This window comes from Cupriavidus basilensis (assembly GCF_029335485.1).
Lineage (GTDB): Bacteria > Pseudomonadota > Gammaproteobacteria > Burkholderiales > Burkholderiaceae > Cupriavidus > Cupriavidus basilensis_E.
In genome coordinates this window covers 21,672-40,998 of record NZ_JARJLM010000234.1, presented here as the reverse complement: position 1 = coordinate 40,998, position 19,327 = coordinate 21,672, and the positions used below count along the sequence as shown (strand labels likewise).

The 19,327-nt window shown below is 66.6% G+C and carries 19 protein-coding genes and 1 pseudogene; 11 read left to right on the top strand and 9 right to left on the bottom strand.

Annotation, left to right across the window (positions count from 1 at the left end; genetic code table 11):
• Together P3W85_RS13690 and P3W85_RS13685 are read right to left on the bottom strand one after the other, a co-directional pair.
• On the bottom strand, positions 1-612 hold a 612-nt coding region (locus tag P3W85_RS13690), incomplete at its 3' end, for an MFS transporter (RefSeq protein ID WP_276265178.1).
• Between the two features lie 9 nt (positions 613-621).
• On the bottom strand, positions 622-1,554 hold the full coding sequence (locus tag P3W85_RS13685) for an aldo/keto reductase (RefSeq protein WP_276265177.1): 933 nt from the start codon (positions 1,552-1,554) through the stop codon (positions 622-624).
• A gap of 160 nt (positions 1,555-1,714) precedes the next feature.
• Between P3W85_RS13685 and P3W85_RS13680 the strand changes: the two genes are divergently transcribed.
• The 3 genes and pseudogenes from P3W85_RS13680 to P3W85_RS13670 all read left to right on the top strand — a co-directional run bounded on the left by P3W85_RS13680 (position 1,715) and on the right by P3W85_RS13670 (position 3,281).
• Complete coding sequence (locus tag P3W85_RS13680) at positions 1,715-2,170, top strand: DUF3995 domain-containing protein (protein ID WP_276265176.1); 456 nt, start codon at positions 1,715-1,717, stop codon at positions 2,168-2,170.
• Positions 2,171-2,222: 52 nt separating this feature from the next.
• Positions 2,223-2,501, top strand: a pseudogene (locus P3W85_RS13675) (ABC transporter ATP-binding protein); the annotation flags it as partial.
• 144 nt (positions 2,502-2,645) lie between these two features.
• Complete coding sequence (locus P3W85_RS13670; RefSeq protein ID WP_276265175.1) at positions 2,646-3,281, top strand: DUF6869 domain-containing protein; 636 nt, start codon at positions 2,646-2,648, stop codon at positions 3,279-3,281.
• On the opposite strand, the gene P3W85_RS13665 is transcribed toward P3W85_RS13670, so the two are convergent.
• Positions 3,262-3,507: a hypothetical protein gene (locus tag P3W85_RS13665; RefSeq protein WP_276265179.1), complete on the bottom strand. Its 246-nt coding sequence runs from the start codon at positions 3,505-3,507 to the stop codon at positions 3,262-3,264. The two genes, P3W85_RS13670 and P3W85_RS13665, sit on opposite strands and share 20 nt — an antisense overlap.
• Positions 3,508-3,561: 54 nt before the next feature.
• Between P3W85_RS13665 and P3W85_RS13660 the strand changes: the two genes are divergently transcribed.
• Entirely contained in the window at positions 3,562-4,248 is a 687-nt protein-coding gene (locus P3W85_RS13660) for an alpha/beta fold hydrolase (RefSeq protein WP_276265174.1), read from the top strand.
• A gap of 70 nt (positions 4,249-4,318) precedes the next feature.
• Positions 4,319-4,876, top strand: coding sequence for an NADPH-dependent FMN reductase (locus tag P3W85_RS13655; RefSeq protein ID WP_017224601.1), 558 nt, complete (start codon positions 4,319-4,321; stop codon positions 4,874-4,876).
• 58 nt (positions 4,877-4,934) lie between these two features.
• Here the strand turns inward: P3W85_RS13655 and P3W85_RS13650 are convergent, their stop codons facing one another.
• A complete protein-coding gene (locus tag P3W85_RS13650) occupies positions 4,935-5,822 on the bottom strand; it encodes an isocitrate lyase/PEP mutase family protein (RefSeq protein WP_276265173.1) in 888 nt (295 codons plus the stop codon).
• A gap of 187 nt (positions 5,823-6,009) precedes the next feature.
• Between P3W85_RS13650 and prpR the strand changes: the two genes are divergently transcribed.
• Both prpR and P3W85_RS13640 read left to right on the top strand, forming a co-directional pair.
• The gene (gene prpR / locus P3W85_RS13645; RefSeq protein ID WP_430869542.1) at positions 6,010-7,965 is read left to right on the top strand and encodes a propionate catabolism operon regulatory protein PrpR; all 1,956 of its coding nucleotides are present in this window, start codon (positions 6,010-6,012) and stop codon (positions 7,963-7,965) included.
• A 129-nt stretch (positions 7,966-8,094) separates the two neighbouring features.
• Positions 8,095-9,018, top strand: coding sequence for a fatty acid desaturase (locus tag P3W85_RS13640; protein ID WP_017224604.1), 924 nt, complete (start codon positions 8,095-8,097; stop codon positions 9,016-9,018).
• A gap of 141 nt (positions 9,019-9,159) precedes the next feature.
• On the opposite strand, the gene P3W85_RS13635 is transcribed toward P3W85_RS13640, so the two are convergent.
• Genes P3W85_RS13635 through P3W85_RS13625 form a run of 3 tightly spaced genes read right to left on the bottom strand, consistent with a single transcriptional unit; the run spans position 9,160 to position 12,801 of the window.
• Positions 9,160-10,287, bottom strand: coding sequence for an aromatic ring-hydroxylating oxygenase subunit alpha (locus P3W85_RS13635; protein ID WP_276265171.1), 1,128 nt, complete (start codon positions 10,285-10,287; stop codon positions 9,160-9,162).
• Between the two features lie 4 nt (positions 10,288-10,291).
• Positions 10,292-11,878 carry a GH3 family domain-containing protein gene (locus P3W85_RS13630; protein ID WP_276265170.1) on the bottom strand — a complete coding sequence of 529 codons (1,587 nt, stop codon included), beginning with the start codon at positions 11,876-11,878 and terminating at the stop codon, positions 10,292-10,294.
• On the bottom strand, positions 11,878-12,801 hold the full coding sequence (locus P3W85_RS13625) for a fatty acid desaturase (protein ID WP_276265169.1): 924 nt from the start codon (positions 12,799-12,801) through the stop codon (positions 11,878-11,880). The genes P3W85_RS13630 and P3W85_RS13625 overlap by 1 nt, the downstream gene beginning before the upstream one ends.
• Positions 12,802-12,955: 154 nt before the next feature.
• On the opposite strand from P3W85_RS13625, the gene P3W85_RS13620 reads away from it, so the two are divergent.
• The 3 genes from P3W85_RS13620 to P3W85_RS13610 are packed head-to-tail and all read left to right on the top strand — an operon-like array spanning position 12,956 to position 15,866.
• Positions 12,956-14,056, top strand: a complete 1,101-nt coding sequence (locus tag P3W85_RS13620) for an acyltransferase family protein (protein ID WP_276265168.1) — start codon at positions 12,956-12,958, stop codon at positions 14,054-14,056.
• Positions 14,014-14,958 (top strand): metal-dependent hydrolase, encoded by a 945-nt coding sequence (locus P3W85_RS13615; protein WP_017231010.1) that lies wholly within the window; start codon positions 14,014-14,016, stop codon positions 14,956-14,958. Before P3W85_RS13620 ends, P3W85_RS13615 begins: the two co-directional genes overlap by 43 nt.
• Positions 14,955-15,866: a hypothetical protein gene (locus tag P3W85_RS13610; protein ID WP_276265167.1), complete on the top strand. Its 912-nt coding sequence runs from the start codon at positions 14,955-14,957 to the stop codon at positions 15,864-15,866. Before P3W85_RS13615 ends, P3W85_RS13610 begins: the two co-directional genes overlap by 4 nt.
• A 5-nt stretch (positions 15,867-15,871) precedes the next feature.
• Here P3W85_RS13610 and P3W85_RS13605 read toward each other — a convergent pair whose 3' ends face one another.
• Together P3W85_RS13605 and P3W85_RS13600 are read right to left on the bottom strand one after the other, a co-directional pair.
• Positions 15,872-16,987, bottom strand: coding sequence for a hypothetical protein (locus P3W85_RS13605; protein WP_276265166.1), 1,116 nt, complete (start codon positions 16,985-16,987; stop codon positions 15,872-15,874).
• Positions 16,988-16,995: 8 nt separating this feature from the next.
• A complete protein-coding gene (locus P3W85_RS13600) occupies positions 16,996-17,706 on the bottom strand; it encodes a hypothetical protein (protein ID WP_017225051.1) in 711 nt (236 codons plus the stop codon).
• A gap of 125 nt (positions 17,707-17,831) precedes the next feature.
• Here P3W85_RS13600 and P3W85_RS13595 point away from each other — a divergent pair, with 125 nt between their 5' ends.
• On the top strand, positions 17,832-19,265 hold the full coding sequence (locus tag P3W85_RS13595) for a fatty acid desaturase (protein WP_276265165.1): 1,434 nt from the start codon (positions 17,832-17,834) through the stop codon (positions 19,263-19,265).
• The last annotated feature ends 62 nt before the right edge of the window (positions 19,266-19,327 follow it).

The following is a 19,327-nucleotide window of genomic DNA, read 5'->3' as shown; positions in this document are numbered from 1 at the left end:
GGCGCGCCTGCGCCAGCCGAACAGGTAGCCCACGCCGGGCAGGGTGGCGGCCAGCAGCGCGGCCGACAGCAGCATCAGCCCGGTCAGCCCGATGCGCGTCACCAGCCATCCGCCCAGCAAGGGCCCCGCCAGGCCGCCCGCGCTGGCGCCCGCGGCCAGCAGGCCGAACAGCCGCCGTGCCTGGCCGGGCCGGAATACATCCGCCATCAGGCTCCATGCCACCGACACCACGAACAGATTGAACACCGACAGCCAGACGTAGAACACCCTCGCCAGCCAGAGGCTGTCGGGCGCAGCGCGCGTGGCCAGCGCGAAGGCCACGAGGTTGGCGATAAAGAAGGCATAGACCCACGGCACGAAACGCCGGCGCGGCACACGGGCGCTGCACAGGCCATAGAAGGGTATGGCCACCAGCATCACCACGAAGGTGGCGGTAAACAGCCACTGCAGGTTCTGCACACCACCCGCGATGCCCATGGTTTCCCGCACCGGGCGCAGCATGAAATAGCTGGCGAACAGGCAGAAGAAGAACAGGAAGCCGGCAGCCAGCGCGCCGCCTTCCCCAGGCTGGATGCCGAGGCCTTGCCGCGCCGCTTGCGAGGTGCCGTCCATGGCATGCCCTCACGCCAGCAGCGCGGCAATGCGCTCGCGCTGCCGGGCATCCGGCATGCGGCCGAAGCCGGCGCCCAGGTTGTCCTGCATGTTCCTTGGCTTGGCGGTAGCCGGGATGGCGGCCGTCACGGCCCCATGGCCGACGATGAATTTGAGGAAGATCTGGGCCCAGGAGGCGCAATCGATCTCGCCGGCCCAGTTGGGCAGCGGCCGGTCCTTGACCGCGCGGAACAGGCGTCCGTCCTGGAATGGGCGATTGACCAGCACCGCCACGCCGCGCTCCTGGCATAGCGGCAGCAGCGCGCGTTCGGCATTGCGCTCGGCCACCGAGTAGTTCAGCTGGACAAAATCCAGGCGTTCGCCGCGCACGATCTGCGCCAGTGCCTCGTGCGCGTCCTCGCGGTAGTGGGTGATGCCGATATAGCGCGTCTTGCCCTGTTCCTTGAGCTGGCGCGCAAAGCGCAGGTTGCCGCGCCAGTCGATCAGGTTGTGTACCTGCAGCAAATCGACGGTATCGCTGCGCAGGGCACGCAGCGACTGCGCCCACTGCGCCTGCGCCGCGCTGCCGGCGGAGGCCGAGATCTTGGTGGCCAGGAACACCTTGCCGCGGGCGTGGGCCTGTTGCAGCAGGTCGCCGGTGACGGTTTCCGCGCTGCCGTAGCTGGGCGCCGTGTCGATCACCGCGCCGGGCGTTTGCAGCAGCAGGGCCAGTACCTCGGCCAGCGGCGCGCGTTCGGCAGGTTCCGGGCCGACATCGAAGGTGTTGGCCGTACCCAGGCCGATCACCGGCAGGGTGTCCCGGCTGCCGGGGAGCGGGCGGCGCCAGGGGGCTGGAGCAGGTACCGCGACCAGGGAGCCGGCGGGCCAGGCGGCGCAGGCCAGGCCCAGCGCGGCGGCCAGGCGGGCACTGCGGCCAATGATGCGGCGTCGATCGGGTGACATGGCGATCTCCTTGCTTGCGGGCGCGGATGATAGCGCTACGGTGGCGACGGCGGTGGCCGGGCTGCGGCATATCGTCACTGGACGCGCACACCCGGCTCGGCTGGTCTAAGCTCACGGGCGTCGTGCCAGCCATCTTCTCACAGATAAGAATCCCGCCGCCATGGTCGCTCTCGTCATTGCCTGCATCTATCTGCTGCTTGCCTGCATCCACGTTTATTGGGTGCTGGGCGGCGAACTGGGCAAGGACGCGGCGATCCCGCGCGTCCCGCGTTCCCCCGAGGCTGCGCGCGGGCCGGCCGGGCCAGACATGGTTCCGGCCTTCACGCCCTCGCGGGGCGGCACGCTGCTGGTGGCGGCAGCGCTGGCGGCCGTCGCCGGCATGGTTTGGGCACGCGCCGGCCTGGCCTCGGCGCCGTACACCGGGCAAGCGTTGCAATGGGCCATTGGCGTGGTTGCGGTGCTGATGCTGGCCAGGGCGGTTGGCGATTTCCGGCTGGTCGGGTTCTTCAAGCGCATCACCGGCTCGCCGTTCGCCCGGCTGGATACGCGGGTGTACTCGCCGCTCTGCCTGGCGCTGGGCGCCGGCCTGGCCTACGTGGCGATTGCCGCGCCCTGATCGTTGCATTCGTGCCGGCGTGCTGGAGCAGGGCACGGTCGACCTTCGGCAGGCGATAGCCCTTGCCCTCATGGTTAACCCGGTCCCTCTATTGCTCAACGAACCAATGGAAGGTTTGGCGCCTATTATTGTTCAGGAATTGCAGCGCGTGATCCGCAAGCTCACGGACGAGGGCGGCATGGCGGAATCGTCGTGGAGCAGCGCGCGCATCCGGCACTGGACATGACCCGTCGCGCAATGGTGCCCGCTCCGGCCAGGGGGGCACGAGTCGAACAGTGCGGAGCTGCTGGCGGACGACGGTGGGCTGGTCAGGTTGCTGGCCGTCGCCTGAGCCAGGTTCCGGCGTGGCCAGCCCGGGCCAGGCGATGGCCGGGGATCGCCAGCGATCGATACCAGGCGTGCGCTGCGCCGGCGATAGCGCGGCGATCGTTTATCAGGCTGGGCTTATCTTGCTGACGGGCAGTTGCGGGGGACTATGGAAACCCATGAGCAAAAACGGCTGGTCAATGCCTATATCAGGCGTTACAGCCGCTACGACCCGGCCATCGGCCGGCACGAAGTGCGCTCGTTCTGGGTCTGGCAGGCCTGCGACTGGCTCTGCGTCAACGATCCCGAGGGTTTATGGCAACTGGTGCTGGAGATACTGGAGCGCACCGATAGCCCCAGGGTGCTCGCCGCCCTGGCAGCCGGCGAGCTGGAAGACCTGATTGAATATCACGGCCCGGCGTTTATCGAACGCATCGAGCAACAGGCCGGGCGCGACTCGCGTTTCCGGCGCCTGCTCTGTGGCGTCTGGCGCAGTTCCACGCCGCAGGTGTGGGCGCGGGTACTGGCGGCCAGCGACAGCAATTTCAATGAAGTGCCGCAGCGCGCAATGTGGATTTGCTACAGCCTGCCGGCATCGGAGGCGGCGAAGGGACAGCTGCCGGCCGCAGGCACCGGCGCCGCATTGCCAGAGGTGGCGCAGAAGATGCCGGCCCGTATCGCGCGGCCCCCATTCCAGGCGAGCCAGGCCCCGCAGATGCCCGGAAGCCAGCCGGAGGCGCCCCCTCGCCGGCGCGGCAGAGGGGGGCCACGCCGCTCGCCCGAGCCTACTCGCCTGGATCCTTGAAATTGTCGAATTTGTCGAATTCCACGTTGTAGAGTTCGCCGCCGGTTTTCTCCATGCGTACCGCCAGCGCCTGCGCCAGCCGCTTGACCACGCCTGGCGCGGGGCCGGTGGTGTCCTTGCTGATGACCTGCACCTTGTGGCCCGCCACGGTGCCGCCGTTGGGTATCTGGAACGCCTTGGGTGGGGAGGGCGGCTCGCCCGAGCGTGCGACCGGGAGAAGCGGCATGGCGACCGCACGCAGTAGAATCGCGTTTCCGCCGCCATGCTCGCACCGACCGCAATGCTTCCCCTGGTATTCCTGCCTGCCATGCCCTGCGACGCGCGTTTGTATCAAGCGCAAATCGACGCGCTGTCTGACGTGGTCGACCCCATGGCCGCAGTGCTTGCCGAGGCATCGTTCGCGGCGAGCGCCGAACGCCTGCTATCCCAGGTTCGCGGCCGATTCCTGCTTGCCGGCACTGCCTACGGCGGATGCCTCGCGATGGAAATTTGCGCGAAAGCGCCAGACCGCGTGGCCGGCCTCTGGCTGATGAACTGCAACCCCGGCGCGCACCCGGATCCGGCTGGCGTGCGCCTGACCAGCGCAAGAATCCGGCAGGGCGAGCACGACGTGGTGATACGGGAGTTCGCGGAGAAGGCGATTCCGTCGGAGGACCAGGCTTCCCGGGCGATGTTCACCAGGATGGCGCGGGACGTTGGCCCGGAAATCTTCGCACGGCAATCGGACGCGGCGCTGACCAGGCGCGATCACTGGGGCACAATGGCTTCGGCGGCGGTGCCCACGCTCCTGATATGGGGGGCGGCCGACACCTTCGTTCCAATCGAGGTCGGGCAGCGGCTGGCGCGAATCCTGCTGGACGCCCGCTTCGAAGCGCTTGCCGGATGCGGCCATTTTCCGTCGATGGAGCGCCCGGAGGCTACCACGGCCATCGCCCGCGGGTGGCTTTCGGATCGACGATTCCGCTGACAATCAGTACAGCCAATCCACATCTCCAATCCATATCGCCAATCGGCATCGCTTGGCCGACACAGGAAATATGAAAGTACTAGCGTTATCCGGAAGCCTGCGCGCTGCCTCCATCAATTCCGCGTTGCTGCGTGCGGCCGCAAGGCTGGCGCCACCGGAGGTATCTGTTACCGTATTCACCGGCCTTGGGGATTTGCCGTTGTTCAACCCGGACCTGGATGCCAGCTATCCAGAGCCTGTCGCCAGCCTTTTCTTCCAGGTGGCCCAGGCCGATGCACTGCTTATCGCTAGCCCGGAATATGCGCACGGCGTCACGGGGACCATCAAGAATACGCTCGACTGGCTGGTTGGCTTCGAGCCTTTCGCCAACAAGCCGGTTGCCGTACTCAACGCCTCCCCTCGTGCCTATCATGCCGACGCGGCGCTGCGCGAGACCCTGAGGACCATGGCCGCGGTGCTGATCGAGCCGGCATCCGTCACCTTGCCGCTTCTGGGTGCAAAGCTTGACGAAGACGGCATGGTGTCGAGCCCGGGCGTCGCCGCGGCGATCCGGGAGGCGTTGGTGGCGCTATACGATGCGGTCGTGCTTCACAAGCTGGCGTCGAATGCGTCGTTTCCCATCCGGTGAATGACCAGCGGGAGGCGCGCTCGACCCGATGCCCGATGGCCGATGGCGGTCTCCGGCGCTATTCTTCGCCGGCCTTGTATTGCTGCTCGAGACGGTCGAACAGCGCCTTGTCCACCAGGCGCTGGCGTTCGCTGAACGATGCGACCAGCGACGGATCCTCGTCCAGCCGCCCGCGGTCGCGCAGCACGGCCAGCGCCTGCTGCATGCCATGTACTGCGCCCTGCAGTGCCGCGTTCGCGTATAGCACGATGCCGTAGCCCAATCTGCCGAGCTCGTCGCGCGGCAGGGTCGGCGTTTTACCGCCGATCACGACATTGATCAGTTGCGGCGTATCGAACAGCGCGGGCAGGCGCTGGATATCGGCGAGCGACTCGGTTGCCTCGATGAAGAGCACATCGGCGCCTGCCTCGACGAAGCGATGGCCGCGCTCGATCGCGGCTTCGATGCCGTACCCGGCACAGGCGTCGGTGCGACCCACGATCAACAGGTTGCTGTCTTCCCGCGCATCGACCGCCGCGTGAAGCTTGCCGATCATCTCGCTGGTCGAAATCACTGCCTTTCCGGCAAAGTGGCCGCATTTCTTTGGCAGCACCTGATCCTCGATCTGGATGGCGTCCGCGCCTGCACGCTCGAGCGTGCGCACCGCGTGGCGTACGTTCAGCGCGTTGCCGAAGCCCGTATCCGCGTCCACGATCAACGGCAAATCGACGGCGTCGCGCACGCGCGCCGTATGCTCGGCAATATCTTGCAAGCCGATAAAGGCCAGGTCGGGCAGGCCGAACGACATATTGGTCACGCCGGCCCCCGTCAGGTAGAGCGCCTCGAAGCCGGCGTCGGCGATGATGCGGGCGCTTAGCGCATTGAACGCGCCAGGCACCAGCAGGCCCCTGCGCTCGTCGATCTTGCGGCGGAACGCCGCGCGGCGGATGGCTGAATGAGATGACATGGCAATTTGCCCCCGGACTCTGAATTAAGGAAATGCTCTTTCAGCACAATCCGTGCCAGTGGCCAGGTTCTTCATATTCCAAGATAAATCAATAGCTTATGCCGGTTTATCGACGATTGATCCATGCGACAATGTTCCATTATTTTTTTGAAACGTTTCGAGAAACGTTTCATTGTCCAGCTGGAGGATGCCTTTCGTGCAGACGCTTTCCCAATTCACTTCCGTTTCGAGGCACGACGCGCATCGGCCCGGCATCGCCCTGGTCAGCATCAGCCGCCTGCAGGCCTTGTGCGAGACCGTGGCGCCGCGCTATGGCGACCGTGCGAAGATTCTTGCGGTGCGGGAAGGGTACGGCGCCGCGGTCGCCGCCCTGCAGGCATACGTCGACGCGGGCACCGTGGATGTCGTGCTCGCTGCGGGCTCGAACGGCGCCTATCTGCGCGATCACCTGAGCGTGCCGGTGGTGATGGTCAAGGTGAACGGCTTCGACGTGCTCAGCGCGATCGCGCAAGCCGCTTCGGCCTGGCCGGGAGAACGGATCGGGCTCATCCTGCATGAGACGGCTTCGCAGGAACTCGACGACTTGAGGGCCTGGCTGAAGGTGGATCTCCTCCAGCGCGCCTACCGCTCGATCGACGAGGTACGGACCGCAGTCGAATCGCTTGCCGGAGAGGGTTGCACGGTCATCATCGGACCGGGCATGGCGTGCGACTTTGCGCAGCAGGCGGGCCTCGGAAGCGTGTTCCTGTACTCCCTCGGGGCGGTAGAGGAGGCCTTCGAACGCTCCATCGAGCTGGCAAGGGTCAGCCGGCACAAGGAGTCGAAGCGCGTGCGCCTGAACACCATCGTGGCGCATCTGCGCGATGGCGTGGCCGCGTTCGACGACGCCGGACAGCTCGAAGCCGTCAATCCCGCCATGGTCGGCCTGCTGGGCCTGGCGGGCGACAAGGATATCCCGAGCCAGCTGACGGCAGCGGTGGGGCCCTTTCTGCGCGAATCCATCAGCACCGAAGGCCCGCTCGAAGAACGGATCGCGCGCATCGGCGGGCGCGCGCTGATCGTGGCCTGCCTGCCCATCGTCGAACATGGCCTGCGCACCGGCTCGGTGGTGACGGTGCAGGACGCGCAGGCCGCGCAGCGGATCGACCGGTCGCTACGGACCACCCAGCGTCCGACGCACCTGGTTGCGCGGCACGGCCTGGATGACCTGACGGGCAGCTCCGCAGCGCTGGAGAGGGTGCGGCGCCTCGCGCGTGCCGGCGCGGCGCACGACGCGACCATACTGCTGACGGGCGAGAGCGGGACCGGCAAGGAACTAGTCGCGCAGGGCATCCACAATGCGAGCGGGCGCCGCGGCAACCCCTTCGTCGCCTTCAATTGCGCGGCCTTGCCGGAAGGCTTGATCGAGAGCGAATTGTTCGGGCATGAGGAGGGCGCGTTCACGGGCGCGCGGCGCGGGGGCAGGCCAGGCTTGTTCGAGACCGCCCACACCGGGACGATTTTCCTCGATGAAATCGGCGAGATGCCTGCGGCCCTGCAAAGCCGGCTGTTGCGTGTATTGCAGGAGCGCGAGGTGATGAAGCTCGGCTCGGGACGCGCCACGCCGGTCGATGTCCGTGTCATCGCGGCTACGCACCGGGACCTGCACGGGCTGGTGGCAAAAGGCCAGTTTCGCGCAGACCTCTACTTCCGGCTGAACCTGCTGCAGATCGAACTTCCGGCACTGCGCGAACGGCGCGGCGACATCCCCGAACTGGCGCATCGCCTGGCAAAGCGGAGCATCGCGCAATATGGCCTGCCGGACGGAATCATGGCACGCGTGCTGGAACTGCTGGCACCACTGTTCCACGGCTATGCATGGCCGGGCAACGTGCGCGAACTGGAGAACCTGCTGACCCGCGCGGCGATCTACCTTGCTGATCCGCAGGCCGGGTCCGTGCAGGAGATTCGCGCGGTCTTTCCGGAGTTCGAGCGAATGCGTCACCAGCCGCCGACAGGCGGCAAAGATGCGCAGCGGCCAGCGCCGACACGGGCCGACGTACTGCGCGCGCTCGAACAAGCCGGCGGCAACCGCGCCGAGGCCAGCAGGCAACTGGGGATCGGACGCACCACGCTGTGGCGGATGCTGAAAACGGGAGGGTAGGCCCGGCTTGCCGAAGGCGTCCTGCGGAGACGCCACCGCGTCCAATTGCACCGGTGCGGCGCAACTCCGGCTACCATGTGCACTCGCCGCGCATGGCCGCCTATGTCCGCCACCAACCGAATATCCGCTATGTCCGTATTTCCCACGCCCGCAGAACTGTGCCGGGTCCTTCCGTTTGCCACATCCGCCAGGCCGTGGCGGCTCGTGCGCTATGCGTGCACCGACTGGCTTGTCATCGCGCTGTGCTGGACGGCGATGGCACTGATCCGCGATCCGGTCGTGTATGTCGCGGGTGTGCTGCTGATCGCGGGACGCCTGCAGGCGCTCGGCGTGATCCTGCACGATGCCTGCCACCTGCCGTCGCGCCGCAGGACCATGCCGCTTGCCATCGTCGAAGTGCTGGCCGGCTGGCCGATCGGTTCGACGATCGCCGCGATGCGCTATCACCATCTGCGCCATCACCGCGCGGTCTGCACGCCTGAAGACCCGTACCTGCATCGCCTTGCCGCGCGCGGCGGCTGGATCAAGCGCGCGATGATGCTGCGCGGGGCCCTGTTGCCCATCTGGTGGCCATTGCGCGCGCTGACCGCGCCGCTCGCGCTGGCCTGGCCGGCGTTTCGTCCATGGTATGCGCGTGGCTTCCTGCAGGAACGCGCTAAACGCGACCTGCGTCATCATCCCGAGATCATTGCGTGCGCGCGCAACGATCTGCCGCATTGCGCGGCTTATCTGTTCGCGATTGCGGTCGTGGTGCACTGGCAGCTGCCGTTTTTCGCGTATTACGGGCTGCCGTGGATCCTGGGCGGCATCATGAATGCGAATCGCGTGCTGATCGAGCATGATCACGTGGTGAGCGGCGAGCGCTCCCAGGAAGGGGTATGGGCGATGACCCATACCTGGCATTTCGGGTGGCTGGGGAAACTGGTCCTGTTTCCGCGCAACATCGGCTTTCATCAGGTCCATCACGTGTACCCGGCGCTCGCACTTGAGCATCTGCCTGCGGTGCATCGGCATCTGGTCAGCCGTCTTCACGCATCCAGGCCGGGAGGCTGAGACTCGGGCAAGGTCCCCAAGTCGCCTTCAGAGGTCAGCTCAAAAGGATACTGGCGTCGTTGCGCGGCCTTGCCGTACCACTTGTACCGCTTGCGGGCGCGCACCTACCCACCACCGCTTCGCTCCAGCCTGAAACAGCCTCTAAAGCTCGAAACGCATCAGCTTCTCGCCGCGCTCCGCTTCGGGCAGTGCTTCTCCTTGCCGGATGGCGGCCAGCAAGCGCTCGATTCCCACATGCACCACGTCGGCGCGCACGTTGTGTGGCTTGAAGCCAGGCGCGTTATCGAGTCCTTGCCGGTGTGCCCGCATGATCCGCACATCCTGCTGGATCACTACGTGCGTGTAGAGATGGAGAAGTGGCCGCAGCGCGCGCAGCAGCCAGCGCGGTAGCGCGAAGCGGTACGCGATGTAGGTATAGACACGCGAGCGCCGCGCGTCGATCGGCGTGATCTGGCTGACGATCAGAAAGCCCGACTGGCTGCCCCAGAGATAGTCGCAGCGAGTGACATTGGGCGCAAAGAAGCGGTCGGTATGGACCAGCGGCTCGCGGCGCGGATTGGTGAGCCATTCCATCATGCCGATCTTGTCGTGTTCATCGTGATAGGTGACCTCGACGCTTTCCGCCTTCAATGCCACCGTTGCTTCCATCGCGCTGCCACGGCTCGAGCGGAAGATGCCGTCGTGCACGAAGACCGTATGCGGCACGTCCATGAAGTTCTGCGCCAGCATGCCGATGTCGCCATCGAAACTGTTCACCATGAAATACGATTGCCACTGCTGGTCCGCATGGAACGGCATGCGGAATGCCTGCCTTGCGGATGCGTCGCCGGTACCGGGATACACCCAGATCAAGCCATCCTGCTCGCGCACGGAGAGCTGCCTCTGGCGGAACGGATAGTCGGCCGGCGTGGGCCCGGGCTGCACGCCGTCGATGGTGGGGATATGCACGACACGGCCCTGCGCATCGTAGCGCCAGCCATGATATGGGCATACGAGGCAATCGTCCGCAAGCTTGCCGGCGGACAGGCGCGTGCCGCGATGCACGCACTGGTCGATGAGCGCGGTTACGTCGCCGTTGCGCTGACGAAACAGGACAATGCCAAGGCCGAGGATCTTCACACCGAGCGGCTTGTCCGGCCGCAACTCGCTTTTCGTGCAGGCGACGAACCATTGCTCGTGCAACCCGTCGCGGGGTTCTTCAGCGGCAGCGGCAGCGGCGGCGGGCCGGCAGGCGGCCATATGGTCCGTTTCGCGGCCTGGATTCGACATGATGTCAGGCGTCGGTGAGGGCGAGGAGGGCATTCGCGGTGGCAAGTCGATTGATGAGTATACGGGGCTTCACGTCGCCCGCGCGGATGCCGGTCTGCTCGGCCGCTTGCTGGAGCGCGTCGGCAAGCCGTGCAGGCGGTCCGGCGAGCAGGCGCACGCGCAGCGGTCCCAACTGGCATAGACGGCGCGCGTGCGCGTAGTGGAACGAGCGCGTCAGCGCAGCTTCGACCGATGCGCGCAGCGCTTCGGCGTCGCGCTGTCCGGCACTGGCGACCAGCAGCACGTAGTGCGGCGGCTCGGCCGACGCACACGGCACCAGACACGCATGGTCGCGCGCGTCGACGGTCGCCGCCAGCACGGCGCCCAGTGTGTCCTCGTCCAGCTTCTCGCCGGCCAGGTCGCTGTGCGCTCCCGCTCGCCCGACGAATCCGATGCGCGGCGTGCGGCCTGCCAGCGCGGTGACGCGCACGCGGTCCTCCAGCGCATAGCGGTACAGGCCGCCGCCGGTGGTCAGGATGACCTGCGCGGTATCGCCCGGCCGCAATGCGGCGGCATCGCACACGCTGCCGTCGTCGAGCAGGAATTCCAGGAAATGGCTTTCGATAGCGAGCGGACAGCCCTCGCCATGGCCAAACGGCAGGCTGACCACCCCCTCCGTCGCGAACAGGCCCTTGGGCAGCCAGCGTACATGCGGGAAGCGCTCGCGCAGGTGCGCCGCGTAGGTCTGGCTGGGGCCATCCATCCAGCAGCTCACCGCGGCGAGCCGCGGCCACAGGGCGTCGCAGGTTCCGGCAGCCAGCGCCCGCCGCAGCGCGGCCTGGCGCGGAGCGGGCAGGGCCGTGTCGAGCCACGCAAGCGTCCCGGCATGCGCCGGATCGCCGGCATCGAACAATGGGCGCAGCAGGCTGGTCAGGAAGGTCGGGCTCCATACGCTAACGAATGCCAGATCGTCCGCGGCCAGCAGCGCGAGCAGCGTCTGCCTGCGCCAGGCGGATGCGTCGTTGGCGAGCGGCGGGACGACCAGCGTCGGCGCGAGCCCGGCGACCGGGCTGCCGGCGAGATAGTCCAGGTCGCTTGCCGAACCGATCGGGATGCCGTTGGGCGCATGGCACGGCGCCTGCAAGGGCGGCGACATCGACCAGTAGGCGCGTCCCGCGCCGATCTCCGGCAACTGGCGATACAGGTCCGCCAGCCAGATCGTCAGTGCGCGTTGCATCGCGCCGAGGAAGTCCGGTGTATATGGAATCAGTTTCTGCTGTGCGCCGTTGCCGCTCGTGCGCTCGAAGAAGCGCGGAGGCTGCACGGTCAGCACCGGCTGCGATTCGCGCAGGGCCCGATCGATCCATGGCAGCAGCCCGGCATGGGAGTGAACCGGGACGCGCTCGCGAAACTGCGCGGGGCCGGCGATTCGGGCAAAGCCATGCGCGCGCCCGAACGCCGACTCGCGGTTGTCCGCCAGCAGCCGCGCCAGCACCCGTTCCTGGGTTGCGGCCGGGGCTTCGAGCGCGGCCTGCCACCTGTCGAGCGCGGGTTGCGCGGCAGCGGAGAACGTCCGCCATGCCGCTTGCGTGTCGTTTGGGTCCGGGCGCATCAGAAGTAGGTCTTGTCGAGTTGCGCAAGATCGTCCGGCAGCGGTTGCGGCGGCAGGAATATCTGCAGCCAGCCGAACCAGAGCGGGCGCGTTTCGGCCGCGTTCGACGCGCTATGCAACTGCTGCCAGCGCAGCGCCGGCCGCCGGTGGTGCGTCAGGTTGTAGTTGAAGTTCAGGAATGCCCAGCGCACGAGGAACGGTGCGCGCATATTGTAGGTACCCTCGACCGCGTCGAGCGGCGTGCGCATGTGATAGACCCATTGCAGCGATGACCACGAAAAGGCGAATGCCGCATAGGCGATCGCCACCACCAGCGGCTTCCAGTCGAGGAGCCCGCCCGCCAGCAACCACGCAGCAGCGCCGGCTATCACTTCGACGCGGATGCGCCGGAAATCGCGCAAGGAAAAATCCTTGAACGCAGCAGCGTAGGTATTGTCGTCGCCGCGCCTGGACCAGTGGCTCGCGACGCCGGCCGGCAGCAACGCCAGCACGATGCTGCCGATGAATCCGCCGAGCCAGATGCCGCCGAGAATCGCCGCGTAGTACTCGAGCCGCTTGCGCAGCAGCGATTCGCCGGGACTTGCGAAGTCGGCCCGCTCGGCACGCGTACGGTTACGTACGTGGTGTCCGAGGTGATTGATGTGAATCAGCGTGGCAGAGGCGCCAAACATCGTGGAAGCCCACCACATCATCGTATAATTTGCGTTTTTCCGACGATGCCCGAAGCCGTGAAAAGTCTCGTGCATCATCGAGAATACGCCCTGCATGAGCAGGCAGAACGGGATCAGGATCAGCCATTTCAGCGGACCCGCGCCGGTATTGGACAACCACGTGAGCGTCCCGGCCCATCCTGCGGTCTGCAGGGCCAGCACAATGAGGTTAGCCAGGTCGAAACGGTGCGATTGCGCGGCGCTGTCTTGCATATAGGGTGTGGGCGTACAGGAGATAGGCGGCTTGATGTACGCGAAGGATACATCGGATACATCTGTTTCATCCAATCGGCGCGGGCTGGGAAGCGCTCCGGCGGCGCCGCGGCACGAGCCGGAACTGGCAGCCGGATCGCGTTGCGCGGTGGCCTTGCCAAGGTTGCCGGGCATTCAGGCATTGCGGGGCATCGCGATCACGCTGGTGCTGATGCAGCATTACGCGATGGCATTTCCCCAGGCCGGAGTCGCGGTCGGGAGCCTGTCGCTCTGGGGTGGTGTCGACCTTTTCTTCGCCATATCGGGCTTCGTGATCAGCCGCTCCTTGCTGGCCGGCGGCGCTGCCGATCGCATCGATGGTGCGATGTGGCGTGCATTCTGGATCCGGCGGCTATGCCGGCTGCTGCCCGCCGCCTGGACATGGCTCGCGATCAGCGTGGCGCTCGGTTTTGTCCTGGCCGCATTCGGCCATTTGCAGCCCGCAGCCGAGTTGCGCGGTGCGATCGCCGGCGCGTTCGGCTATGCCAACCTGTTCTGGGCCAATTGCCACGCCAGCGGCACGGCCGCGGGGTGCGGACTGCCGCAACTGACCGGCAGTTACTGGAGCCTGTCGCTCGAGGAGCAGTTCTACGCTCTGCTCGCCACGGCATTGCTTGTCATGCGGCTGCGCACCCTGGCAATCGTTTTGCTTGCGGGCGTATTGATGCTCAATGCGCTGCCATTCCATGCGTTCGATCTGCGCTGGTTCCTGCGCATCGACGCGCTCGTGCTTGGCGTAGCGGTGCACGCGCTGTGCCGGAGCACGGCATCGCTGCGCGTGGCGGCGATCATGCGCAGGCATGGGCTCGTGGCGCCCGTCACGCTTGCGCTGTACGTGGGCATCGTATGCGCACCGCTGATCTCGGCACACCATCCCATTGGCGTCATCGCGCTCAGCGCTGCCGGCCTCGTCTGGATGGCTGCCTGCGACCATCGCGGCGCCGCGCGGATGAGCCGCCTGTCGGCGGTATTTGGCTGGCTCGGCGAGCGTGCCTATTCGATCTATCTCTGCCACCTTCCCGTCCTGCTTGTCATCCATGAAATGCTATGGCGCGCCGGCGGTCCGGCAACGCTCCCGGGGCCGTGGCTGGCCGCGGCTGGCCTCGGCTCGGTGGTCCTGATCCTGTTCGTTGGTACACTCTCGCACCGCTTTCTGGAGCAACCAGGCATGCAATGGGGCAAGCGGCTTACGCGCCCGGCAACCCGATCGATATGAGCTTCTTCAGCAAGCGCTCGCGCGCTACCGGCGCAGTGACGCCGCCCACCGACATCCCGCACCGCGATCTGCGCTTTACGCTCGACGCCACCGTGCCGCGCTACTGGTACCGGGGCTGGGTCCATGTCACGCGTTTTTTCGATGCCTTCTCCATCATGTTTCCACTCGGCGAGAAGTTCTTCATCGATAGCGTGAAGCACTTTCGCGGCGAGATACCCGCCGGGACGCCGCTTGCGGCCGATGTTGCAGGCTTCATCCACCAGGAAGCGACCCATATCCGCGAGCACCGGCTCTACAACCAGCGGCTGGCCGCCCAGGGCGCGCCCGTCGACGAGCTCGAGGCACTGATCAGGCGTCGCCAGCAGAACAGCCTGCGGGTTGCCTCGCCGGCCATGCGGCTGGCGCTGACAGCGTGTCTCGAGCACTATACCGCCATCCTTGCCGACCAGTTGCTGCGCCACCCCGACATGCTCGACGGCGCCCATCCGGAAATGGCCGCGATCTGGCAATGGCACGCGATCGAGGAAACCGAGCACAAGGCCGTCGCGTTCGATGTCTTCAGGGCAATCGGATCCAACCCGTTGCGCAGGTATCTGGTTCGCTGCGGCGCGATGCTGGGCGTATCGGTGTATTTCGTGATCGATCTGGTCTATTTCATGTATCGCCTTGCCGCCTGTGACAGGCAACGCGCCAACTGGCGCGAATGGGGGCGCCTTCAATGGTGGCTGTTCGTACATCCCGGCGTATTCACGCGCGTGCTGCCGGCGTGGCTGTTCTGGTTCGCCCCTTGGTTTCATCCCAACCGGATCGACAGCCGGGCGGTGCTGGAGGCCGCCCGCCGCCATCTTGACGGACAACGGCAAACCATCGCCGCAGCGCCCGATACGCGAGACCCGCTATGACAGCAAGGCAGTCCTGGACACCCCACGGCTTTGACGAGTGGCGCCAGCACTATCCGGCTACGCCGTTCGCGCGGGCAGGGGAGGGCCTCGACTGGACCGGGCGCTATGTCGATTGCTGGAAACGCGCGCGCACGGACCTGCCGCGGGCGACCGTCGTGGTCCTTGTGGCCGGGCTGTACTCAGAGGGGTTGCCGCGCTGCCATCGCGATGCGGTGCTCGCGCTGCGGCAGGCGGGTTACAGCGTGCTGCGGCTGCCGATGCGCTCGTCGCGCGGCGTGGTGGCGCAAGGCAAGCACATCGCAGCGACGCTCCACAAGCGCTTGCGCGGCGGTGAGCGGTTCGTCGCGCTTACGCACAGCAAGGGCGGCATCGACATGCTCGCGGCACTGGACGGCGCCCCTGCGCTGCGCGCGCGCTGCGACGGGGTCGCGCTGGTTCAGCCGCCGGTGGGTCCGGCGTCGATCGTCGACGACATCATGGGCTGGGGTGCGACACCGGCGCCAGGCGGGCCGAGTTGGAAGGACAGCGTCGCACGCCCTTTGCTGCGCACACGCTGGGTGGCCGACGGCACGCGCGACATCAGTAGCCGCCGCGATCCCAGCGTCGCGGAGATGCTCGCGAGGCTGCCGCGCGAGTTGCACTGCGTGCACGCGGTCAGCTGGTCGATCGAGCGCAGTTCGCGTTTCGACGCCCACCATGCGCGGCTGAATGCGCGCCGCCCCGGCTGCGCGCACGACGGGCAGTTCTATCTCGAACATCAGGTACTGGCCGGCATGCCGCAGGTGTGCCTGCCGCACCTGGACCACGGCCAGCCGGTGCTGGGCGGGCTGGGTTTCGATGCCGGACGCTTCTGGCTGGCGCTGGCCGAAGTGCTGCATGCGGGCAGGCCCGGCTCGCAAGGCGGATGACCGGGTCAGACGAGATAGATCTCAAAGCCGGGTATGGGAGCAGCCGATGCCGGATCGACCGCCGGCGCGTTGCGTGTGCCGGATAGCGTATACAGGTCCATCGGCAGGCGCGTCAAGCGGTAGGGAGCCATCGCGGGCCAGAGCGGATCGTTGTCGTACAGGCAGAGCTGCATCAGCGCGTAGCGGCTGCGCAGGCCTGCCCAGGCGGCATCGAGCAGTGCGGCGAACACGGCAGGATCGCGTTGCCGCACTTGCAGGTGGGTGAGATAGATATCCTGGAGCGGCTCGCCTGGCGCGGCGATCCTGGGCCGGCCGAAAGCCGGCGCCAGTGCGTTGTAGGCAAGACGGATTGCCTGGATGGATGGCGGGAACCTCTCCAGCACGATCCGCTTGATGCGCCCGGCATCCCAGGGCGCGACGCAGCCGTGCAGGTTGCCGCGGGCGTCGAGTGCCAGCAGGAAGGACCCGATGCCGAAATCGGGCCAGGTCTGCAGCCGGCGCCCGAACTCAGCCTCGGAAAACACGCAGCCGAATGGCTGCCGGGCCGATTCGGCGTCGAGAAAGTGGCGCAGCGCATCGGCATGATGCGGCTGCGCCTGCACGACCCGGATCGAACCGGCGGTGCGCGCCGCGCCGCGCCAGCCTCGCCGGCCGTACACCGACACGTTGCTGTAGCCACGCCAGTGCGACAGTGCAAGGCGGTCCGCGCGCCGGGAGCCCAGCAGCGACTGCGCCGCCAGCCGGTTGTCCCGGATCATGCAGCAGTAGGCATGATGCACGCCGGCGTCATGCTCCAGGCCGGCGAGACGGGCACGCACTTCCTCCATCCATGCGCGTGACAGGATCCGGTCAGGGACCAGGCGCAGGTCGCCGAGGTAGGCCACCGGCTGCACCCGTTCCATCAGGTATCCGTCGCGCACGACCAGGCTTGCAATGCCTTTCATGTCGCCGCCTTCGCCCTCGGCCAGCCATGTCCGGTGATCGGCCGCATGGCAGCGATGCAAGGCAAAGTAGTCCGGCGCGCGATCGAAGCGCAGCGGCAAGGCGCCCTGCATCGCGTGCTGCGCCAGGAAATCGAGGATGCGCGGATTGTCCGCGGGCTGCGCGCGCCGGATCTGCATCGTGCGGCTTACGTGGAGCAGAACAGGCGGCGCGCCATCGGCCGCAGGTTGGCCGTCGACAGTTCGCACAGGCAGACCAGCTCGTCGCCGTTCGCATAGCGCGGGTTGCGCGCCAGGAAATAGGCGACGTCCGGCAGCCGCCGATGGGCGTCGGGCACTTCCGCCAGCGTCGGAGTGAGCCGTCCCTGCGGCGTGGGGAACGACAGGACCCCTGTGTTGCCGTCGTACGCCGCGCCAAACCGCTGGTTCGCCAGATGATCCGTCAGCGCCTGGACGTCTGGCGCGGTGGCGGCGTCGAAGCGTGGCGCGTAGTCATGCGCGAACGCGCGCAGGTAGCGGTAGGTACGGTGCCCCTTGCATATCAGGAGCCAGTAGAGCGGTACGCCGGGCGCGCTCCGGCTGATTTCGCCTGCAAGGCGAATCCATGCGAAGGCGAGTTGCTGGCTGCCCCAGTGCGCCGGGTCGATGATCGTGTCGCCCGAGAAAATTACCCGCAGCGGGGTTCCGCCCCATGTGGTGGCGTAGAGCTTCAGCGTTGAGAATCCCTGGATCACGCTCTCGGTATCGCACAGGATGATGCAGTGGGTCTTGTCCGAGAGATCCCGATCGAAGAGATCGCGGTGGGCATCGCAGTATGACGCCGAGTAGAGCGCGAACATCCGGTCGATCTGGTCCGCGCTCAAGGCGGCGCGTTCAATGGGCGTAGCGCGAAGGCGCATGGGTGAATTCTGCATGACTGGACAGCTTGTTATGATACCCGACCGATTACCGTGATCTTGCCGCGATGAAGATGCCGCCGACTCGCCTGCCTGCCGGCACCATGCCCATGGCCATGGCCAGTCCCATGAGATGGCTCCTGGCCTACCTGTTCGTGTCCGGGGCGCTGTATTTCATCGTGACGCATTTCCCGCTGGGGCCGGTGCGGACGGTTCCGCCATCCATGTTCGATGCCTGGACGCCGATCCTGCCGGCGACCGTGCCGCTCTATCTGAGCTATCTGCTGGTGATGCCGGTACTGGTATGGCTCGGCCGCAAGCGCGACTGGTTGCTGCCGGCCTTTTTTGCCGGGGCGCTCGCCGCCATCGCCTGTCTCGTCAGCCACCTGTTCTGGCCGACGGCGATCGTCTGGCCTGTGGCCGGCTCGGGCTGGCTTGCCTGGCTGCACCGCATCGATTCACCGCTGGCAGCGTTGCCGAGCGGCCATGTCGCGTTGCCGGTGGCGATCAGCGTGCTGCTGGCCATGCTGCGTGAGCGCAGCGCATGGTTCTTCGCGGCATGGAGTGCGCTGCTGATGCTGGCCGTCCTGACCACCGGGCAGCATCTGTTCTACGATGCCGCCTGTGGCGCCGCGGTGGGCGTGCTGGCCGGCACGGCAACGGCCGTGCTGCTGCGCATGCGGGTGGATTTGCGTTCGATGGCCATGATCCTGGTGGAATGGCTATGCATTGTCGTGACACTGCGCGTTGCGCTTGCCGCCGGCGACTGGCGTCTTTATCCGCTGGCCTTTGCCATCATCGCGACGCGGCAGCACGCGCTGTTCATCCTGTACCACGACGCCGCCCACTACCATCTGAGCCGGCATCGGCGCAGCAACGATTTCCTGATCAACCTCGCGATCGGCGTGCCTGGCACGGTGCCGATCGAATTCTATCGGCCCCTGCATCTTGCGCATCATCGGCATGTCGGCACCGCACTGGATCCCGAGCGCCGTTTTCTGTATCAAGACCAGCCGTGGCGGTTCCGGCCGCTCGATACGATAGCGCTCGCCAGGCAGTTGCTCGGAGACGCATCGATGCTCAACACGTTGCGCACGATGCGTGCCTACCGGAAAGCCGGCGGGCAATTCGTCCGGCCGACCGGCCCGCTGCTGGCCGCGGCGATAGCGTGGGGCGCCATCGTCGCGATGCTGGCCTGCCTGTGTTCCGCGCAGACGCTGGCGCTGCTTGCCGCGCTATGGTTCGGGCCGCTCTTCACCACCGGTGTCCTGCTGCAGAAGATTCGCAGCTTTGCAGAGCACAGCGGCGGACCGGATGTCACGCCCGGCTGGGGCGACTGGACCTATTCGTGGCGCGTGGGATGGCTTGGGCGGCTTTTCATCTGGCCATATCACATCAACTTCCACCTGCAGCATCATCGTAATCCGAACACCGCGTGGCATGCCTTGCCATCGGAGGTGCGAGCTGGCGACCGCATGTTGCCATCGTCTGGCCTGCCGGCGCTGCTTTGGTCGGGGGCGCGCCGCAAGCCCTGTGCGAGCAGGGGGAACCGGGCACCGTGACCCGGTCTGGTGGCCTTGCTGCCGGCCATCCCGCCGCCGCATTTTCCGATGTGGCGAATAAG

Bases quoted from the DNA above. Each gene is read 5' to 3' on its own strand.
- P3W85_RS13685 (WP_276265177.1), bottom strand. From the start codon at position 1,554: ATGTCACCCGATCGACGCCGCATCATTGGCCGCAGTGCCCGCCTGGCC.
- P3W85_RS13680 (WP_276265176.1), top strand. From the start codon at position 1,715: ATGGTCGCTCTCGTCATTGCCTGCATCTATCTGCTGCTTGCCTGCATC.
- P3W85_RS13670 (WP_276265175.1), top strand. From the start codon at position 2,646: ATGGAAACCCATGAGCAAAAACGGCTGGTCAATGCCTATATCAGGCGT.
- P3W85_RS13665 (WP_276265179.1), bottom strand. From the start codon at position 3,507: ATGCCGCTTCTCCCGGTCGCACGCTCGGGCGAGCCGCCCTCCCCACCC.
- P3W85_RS13660 (WP_276265174.1), top strand. From the start codon at position 3,562: ATGCTTCCCCTGGTATTCCTGCCTGCCATGCCCTGCGACGCGCGTTTG.
- P3W85_RS13655 (WP_017224601.1), top strand. From the start codon at position 4,319: ATGAAAGTACTAGCGTTATCCGGAAGCCTGCGCGCTGCCTCCATCAAT.
- P3W85_RS13650 (WP_276265173.1), bottom strand. From the start codon at position 5,822: ATGTCATCTCATTCAGCCATCCGCCGCGCGGCGTTCCGCCGCAAGATC.
- prpR (WP_430869542.1), top strand. From the start codon at position 6,010: ATGCCTTTCGTGCAGACGCTTTCCCAATTCACTTCCGTTTCGAGGCAC.
- P3W85_RS13640 (WP_017224604.1), top strand. From the start codon at position 8,095: ATGTCCGTATTTCCCACGCCCGCAGAACTGTGCCGGGTCCTTCCGTTT.
- P3W85_RS13635 (WP_276265171.1), bottom strand. From the start codon at position 10,287: ATGTCGAATCCAGGCCGCGAAACGGACCATATGGCCGCCTGCCGGCCC.
- P3W85_RS13630 (WP_276265170.1), bottom strand. From the start codon at position 11,878: ATGCGCCCGGACCCAAACGACACGCAAGCGGCATGGCGGACGTTCTCC.
- P3W85_RS13625 (WP_276265169.1), bottom strand. From the start codon at position 12,801: ATGCAAGACAGCGCCGCGCAATCGCACCGTTTCGACCTGGCTAACCTC.
- P3W85_RS13615 (WP_017231010.1), top strand. From the start codon at position 14,014: ATGGGGCAAGCGGCTTACGCGCCCGGCAACCCGATCGATATGAGCTTC.
- P3W85_RS13610 (WP_276265167.1), top strand. From the start codon at position 14,955: ATGACAGCAAGGCAGTCCTGGACACCCCACGGCTTTGACGAGTGGCGC.
- P3W85_RS13605 (WP_276265166.1), bottom strand. From the start codon at position 16,987: ATGCAGATCCGGCGCGCGCAGCCCGCGGACAATCCGCGCATCCTCGAT.
- P3W85_RS13600 (WP_017225051.1), bottom strand. From the start codon at position 17,706: ATGCGCCTTCGCGCTACGCCCATTGAACGCGCCGCCTTGAGCGCGGAC.
- P3W85_RS13595 (WP_276265165.1), top strand. From the start codon at position 17,832: ATGAGATGGCTCCTGGCCTACCTGTTCGTGTCCGGGGCGCTGTATTTC.